7 protein-coding genes are annotated in these 5,502 nt (G+C 45.2%); 6 read left to right on the top strand and 1 reads right to left on the bottom strand.

Annotated features, from left to right (window positions below; genetic code table 11):
• Window positions 1–189 precede the first annotated feature (189 nt).
• The 6 genes from LAY57_RS23055 (at window position 190) to crtB (ending at window position 4,617) form a co-directional block, all read left to right on the top strand.
• On the top strand, window positions 190–780 hold the full coding sequence (locus tag LAY57_RS23055) for a Uma2 family endonuclease (protein ID WP_249069362.1): 591 nt from the start codon (window positions 190–192) through the stop codon (window positions 778–780).
• Window positions 781–855: 75 nt separating this feature from the next.
• On the top strand, window positions 856–1,182 hold the full coding sequence (locus LAY57_RS23050) for a DUF433 domain-containing protein (protein WP_249069360.1): 327 nt from the start codon (window positions 856–858) through the stop codon (window positions 1,180–1,182).
• 2 nt (window positions 1,183–1,184) lie between these two features.
• The gene (locus LAY57_RS23045; RefSeq protein ID WP_249069358.1) at window positions 1,185–1,526 is read left to right on the top strand and encodes a DUF5615 family PIN-like protein; all 342 of its coding nucleotides are present in this window, start codon (window positions 1,185–1,187) and stop codon (window positions 1,524–1,526) included.
• A 93-nt stretch (window positions 1,527–1,619) separates the two neighbouring features.
• Window positions 1,620–2,057, top strand: a complete 438-nt coding sequence (locus LAY57_RS23040; protein ID WP_249069350.1) for a DUF29 family protein — start codon at window positions 1,620–1,622, stop codon at window positions 2,055–2,057.
• A 204-nt stretch (window positions 2,058–2,261) separates the two neighbouring features.
• On the top strand, window positions 2,262–3,704 hold the full coding sequence (pds, locus tag LAY57_RS23035) for a 15-cis-phytoene desaturase (RefSeq protein ID WP_249069348.1): 1,443 nt from the start codon (window positions 2,262–2,264) through the stop codon (window positions 3,702–3,704).
• On the top strand, window positions 3,688–4,617 hold the full coding sequence (gene crtB, locus LAY57_RS23030; protein WP_249069333.1) for a 15-cis-phytoene synthase CrtB: 930 nt from the start codon (window positions 3,688–3,690) through the stop codon (window positions 4,615–4,617). Before pds ends, crtB begins: the two co-directional genes overlap by 17 nt.
• Window positions 4,618–4,722: 105 nt before the next feature.
• On the opposite strand, the gene LAY57_RS23025 is transcribed toward crtB, so the two are convergent.
• Window positions 4,723–5,085, bottom strand: a complete 363-nt coding sequence (locus LAY57_RS23025) for a hypothetical protein (RefSeq protein ID WP_249069331.1) — start codon at window positions 5,083–5,085, stop codon at window positions 4,723–4,725.
• Between the last annotated feature and the right edge of the window lie 417 nt (window positions 5,086–5,502).

Genomic DNA, 5,502 nt, shown 5'->3' with positions numbered 1-5,502 from the left:
CTAGCGCTAAAGCGCAACAACGTACCTAGAAAATCCATGAAACTAGACAAGACATACGCTAAAATATTAATTATAGTCTTTTTCAGGTAAATGATATCCTAAGAAACCGGGTTTCCGATCGAACATCACTTCTTTGCTTAATCTGATATTATAATAAAAGTGTTTAACAACAGCTATTTGGATAAGGTTATGGACGCCCCTACGATCGCCTTAACTCCTACCCTCAAATTGAAAATCGATTTGAGTGACGAGCAGTATTTCCAAATGTGTCAAAACAACCGCGATTTAAAATTTGAGCGTACAGCCAAAGGAGTATTACTAATTATGCCACCAACCGGAGGAGAAACTAGCAACCGCAATGCCGATTTAACTTTTCAAATTCAAGCCTGGAGTCGTCAGAATAATCTAGGTAAAGCCTTCGATTCTAATGGTGGTTTCAAACTTCCCAATGGGGCCGATCGATCTCCCGATGCCTCTTGGGTAAGCATCGAACGATGGAACACCTTAACTCCCGAACAACGAGAAAAATTTATTCCTCTTTGTCCTGATTTTGTAGTCGAGTTACGCTCTCCTAGCGATAGTTTAACAGAATTGCGAGAAAAAATGCAAGAATACATCGCAAACGGTGCAAAATTGGGTTGGTTAATTGACAGAAAAAATCAGCGCGTAGAAATTTATCGCCAAAATCAAGAGGTAGAAATACTCCAAAATCCGACTACTCTTTCCGGTGAAGATGTATTACCTGGGTTTGTTTTGGATCTCAATCCAATTATGTCCTAATTTCAGATATCAGTTGTATTTCATTCAACTGATATCTACTATAAATTTCACCTTGTTTCAAAACCATTCTTAACTATGACACTCAAAGAATTAGAACGACAACTCCTTGCCTTAAATCCGGCTGAAAAAGCACAGGCAATTCAGCTATTAGTCCAAAGTTTAAGCAACACTTGGCAAGGTATTGAAAAGACTCCCGGCGTGTGTGGTGGCGATGCCAGAATTACTGGGACTCGCATCCCCATTTGGTCACTGATAGAATCTCGTCGTTTGGGCATTACTGAGGCACAACTTTTAGATGACTATCCACATATTACTGCGGCCAGCTTAGCGAATGCTTGGGCTTATGCAGATGCACATTTAGATGAAATTGACGAAGCAATCAGAAAGAATGAGGAAGCTTGACTATGGCGCGTCTTTATGCAGATGAACATTTCCCGCGCATAGTCAGCGAATCATTACGCACTATGGGTCACGATGTCCTCACAGTTAAAGAAGCAGGAAATGCAAATCTTGGCATTCCCGACCCAGAAGTATTGGCATTTGCTGTCAGTAAAGATCGCGCTGTTTTGACACTCAATCGCCATGATTTCATCCGACTGCACCGCTTACAAAATGACCACGCAGGTATCATTGTTTGTAGAGACGATCGGGATAGAAATCGGCTGGCGACACGCATTAATGAAGCCATTTCTGCTGAAGAAAACTTGAGAGGTAAATTAATTCGAGTGATTCGTCCATCTAAATGAAAAAGAGGCGATCGCATTAATGGGCGATCGCTAAATAATATTTTTAGCCATTATACTAAAATTAATTAGCCCAATCCAGGAGGAATCAATCCAATGGAAGAACTACTTGCCCTCAAAGAACTACTCCTCGCAGGTAATATTGCAGAAGCTTTGTTATTGATAGAAGAACTAGAAGAAATGAGCAAATCCGATAAACTAAACCAAATATTTAGTTATGGCATCATTTTGCTTATACATCTGATTAAACAATCTGCTGAAAAGCGCACAACAAGGTCTTGGGAAACTTCTATTTTCAATGCGGTCAAGCAAATACAGCGCACCAATAAGCCTCACCAAGCCAAAGGAACCTATCTCAGTGAAGAGGAATTACTCGAAACTCTAGAGGATACTTATGAATCTGCATTGAAAAATGCAGCCCTAGAAGCATTTGAAGGTCAATATCAACCAGAAGAACTAAGTCAATTAGTTAATCGAGAAGAAATTATTAAAAAGGGAATGAATTTAATCTTGGAACGAGAATCAGATAAGTAAAAGCTGAAACGAGGGGAACATTTTTATTCCTTTTCGCCTCTGCCCCGTTCGGCTGAGCGCTCACGTCGAAGCCTCTGCCCCTCTTACCCCCTCCCCTCTGCCCTCCTGCATATTCGAGATCGCTAGACTGCTAAAAATGTAACGACTTGTAACTTATAATGAGAGCGATAAAGACAGAAGCACGAGTAAGGGTAGAACCAACGAATGCGAGTTGCGATCGCTGGAGCAGGTCTGGCAGGACTTTCCTGCGCTAAATATCTCACAGACGCAGGTCACACGCCCATTGTATTAGAACGGCGTGACGTACTGGGCGGTAAGGTTGCCGCATGGAAAGATGCTGACGGCGACTGGTACGAAACTGGGCTGCATATCTTCTTTGGGGCATATCCAAATATATTGCAGCTATTCAAAGAACTGGGCATCGAAGATCGATTGCAGTGGAAAGAACACACAATGATCTTCAATCAACCAAACGCCCCTGGTACATACTCCCGCTTCGACTTCCCCGACATCCCCGCACCGTTCAACGGTATTGTGGCAATTCTGGGCAATAACGATATGCTGACATGGCCTGAAAAAATTCGCTTCGGGATTGGCCTAATTCCGGCGATGATTAAAGGGCAGAAGTATGTCGAGGAAATGGACAAATATTCCTGGTCGGAGTGGCTGAAAGTACAAAACATCCCCCCAAGGGTAGAGAAAGAAGTTTTCATCGCCATGTCTAAGGCGCTGAACTTTATTAACCCGTCCGAAATTTCGGCGACCATTCTGCTGACTGCCCTCAATCGCTTCCTCCAGGAAAAGAACGGTTCTAAGATGGCATTTCTGGATGGTTCGCCGACTGAGCGCTTGTGTGAGCCGATCGTAGATTACATTACGGCACGGGGCGGGGAAGTGCGGTTAAATGCCCCACTGAAGGAGTTTTTGCTTAATCCTGATGGGACAGTGCGCGGTTTCCTAATTCGCGGGTTGGACGGTAGACCCGATGAAGTTCTCACAGCCGATCTGTACGTCTCTGCCATGCCAGTTGACCCCCTGAAGGTGATGCTACCCCAAGAGTGGAAGCAAATGGACTTCTTCGGGAAGCTGGAAGGTTTAGAAGGGGTTCCGGTGATTAACGTGCATCTGTGGTTCGATCGCAAACTCACCGACATCGATCACCTGCTGTTTTCTCGCTCTGACCTGCTGAGCGTCTATGCTGACATGAGCAATACCTGTCGCGAGTACGCCAATCCCAATCGCTCCATGCTGGAATTAGTCTTAGCCCCGGCAAAAGATTGGATCGATCGATCGGATGAAGAAATCGTGCAAGCGACGATCGCAGAATTAGAAAAACTCTTCCCCGACCACTTTGGGACTGATAACCCAGCTAAATTGCTCAAATATCACGTCGTAAAGACGCCACGCTCAGTCTACAAGGCAACTCCAGGACGCCAGCAACACCGTCCGTCCCAGAAAACACCGATAGCAAATTTTTATCTAACAGGTGATTACACCATGCAACGCTATTTAGCGAGTATGGAAGGTGCAACACTTTCTGGTAAGCTGACAGCGCAGGCGATCGCCGAAGCTCATCCCCAAATGGTGCAAGAGGCAACCAAAACTCAGACAACCTCCCAGCCTGCGAAAAATGCTGCAACTGTCTAATTACCCTCGCATGAGAACGCTGGCCTCTCGGTCGAACTCTTACGAACTCTGTCGTCAGATTACAGCCAAATACGCCAAGACGTTTTATTTAGGCACATTACTGATGCCAGAGGCCAAGCGTCGGGCGATTTGGGCGATTTATGCCTGGTGCCGTCGCACTGACGAACTCGTAGATGGCCCCCAATCAAGTACAACAACCAACGAAACTTTAGATGGTTGGGAAAAACAACTGGAATGTTTATTTGCTGGCGATCCGCTAGATGACATCGATGTCGCCTTGGTAGATACGCTGCAACACTTCCCGATGGATATTGAGCCGTTTCGGGATATGATTGCCGGACAGCGTATGGACTTGTACCGCAGTCGATACGAGACGTTTGAGGAACTTAACCTCTACTGCTATCGGGTAGCCGGTACGGTTGGCTTGATGTCTACCGCTATACTGGGCGTCGATACATCGAATCACACCGCGCCTTGGAACCGGGATAAGGATGTCCTCATTCCCACTGAAGAAGCGATCGCATTGGGCATCGCCAACCAGCTTACCAACATCCTCCGAGATGTCGGCGAAGACGCCCGCCGGGGTCGTATCTACATACCCTTAGAAGAATTAGCTTTGTTTAATTACACAGAGGACGACCTCTTTAAGGGTGTGGTCGATGAACGATGGCGCTCACTGATGCGCTTCCAAATACAACGGGCACGCAAGTTCTTTACTCTGGCAGAAAAAGGGATCAGAAGACTCTGTGCCGATTCCCGTTGGCCTGTATGGACAGCTTTGATGCTCTATCAGCAGATTTTAGATGCGATCGAACGCAATGAGTACGATGTCTTCCGGCAAAGAGCTTTCGTTTCTGGCCCCCGCAAACTTCTCTGTTTGCCCATAGCCGGGTTGCGATCGAAAGTCCTTTGACTCTCCTTGTATCGGGTCGGATTCCGATCGTATAAAAATTAACGCTCAACTCTTAGCTGGTTGAGCGATATAAACTGTTATTCCCTAACGAAACAAATACCGAACTTACTGCCCCGGTTTTCCTTTTTCCAAAGCTTTCTTGACTAAATCGTCGGAAACGTTACCAACACCTTCAGATGTAGGGTTAATGTCCCTTGCCATATCTATGTAGTCATTTGGATTGCCAGTGGCTTCTGCTTTATAAGTCGTTTGGCCGACTTGAAATTTAGGTGCAGTTGCCTCTGTGGCTGCTTGGGCACCTGCCCCTGTGCGATCGATCTCGCTGACGCTAAAAGCCTTTGATGCTTCGTAGTCAGCATTTACATCGATTTCTGGCATTTTCTCCTTACCAGCCACCATATTCTCAGCCACTAGCTGAGCATCCTGAGTGGTAGCTTCTGCCGGGTTGGGAGTCATTTTTTCGGCCATAACATTCTCCTATTTGCACTTTTTTATCTATGTAATTAATCCTAACGAGACACATTTCCTTTTTTCGACTCTCTTGAGATAGATCTCCAATTGGAGTTTAAGGAATATTTACTCTACCAAAATGAATGGATCGAACTCTTTCTATTGGAGGGCGATTTAAAGAACTTAAAACTGATATTTCTTAGGGAAACGCTGTAATTATCATTGGAAAACAACTTATGATCGCAGGCCAAAACACCATCAAATCTCAAGCCCTTGCCACCCTTGCCAAACCCATAGTAAAATTTAGCTATGCTACTGGGATTTAAAACCAAAATCAAAGTCAACTCTTCGCTGCGGCCTGGGGGGGAGACAACTATAGCTCAAAGGTAGATTGGATAAGGGTTTCGGCTCGGCGACCTCGTTGATAATAAGGTC

Origin of the sequence: Argonema antarcticum A004/B2 (assembly GCF_023333585.1) — a bacterium.
GTDB lineage: Bacteria > Cyanobacteriota > Cyanobacteriia > Cyanobacteriales > Aerosakkonemataceae > Argonema > Argonema antarcticum.
This window is presented reverse-complemented; position numbering and strand designations above follow the sequence as displayed.

Coding starts and splice junctions, on each gene's coding strand:
- LAY57_RS23055 (WP_249069362.1), top strand. CDS start 190: ATGGACGCCCCTACGATCGCCTTAACTCCTACCCTCAAATTGAAAATC.
- LAY57_RS23050 (WP_249069360.1), top strand. CDS start 856: ATGACACTCAAAGAATTAGAACGACAACTCCTTGCCTTAAATCCGGCT.
- LAY57_RS23045 (WP_249069358.1), top strand. CDS start 1,185: ATGGCGCGTCTTTATGCAGATGAACATTTCCCGCGCATAGTCAGCGAA.
- LAY57_RS23040 (WP_249069350.1), top strand. CDS start 1,620: ATGGAAGAACTACTTGCCCTCAAAGAACTACTCCTCGCAGGTAATATT.
- pds (WP_249069348.1), top strand. CDS start 2,262: ATGCGAGTTGCGATCGCTGGAGCAGGTCTGGCAGGACTTTCCTGCGCT.
- crtB (WP_249069333.1), top strand. CDS start 3,688: ATGCTGCAACTGTCTAATTACCCTCGCATGAGAACGCTGGCCTCTCGG.
- LAY57_RS23025 (WP_249069331.1), bottom strand. CDS start 5,085: ATGGCCGAAAAAATGACTCCCAACCCGGCAGAAGCTACCACTCAGGAT.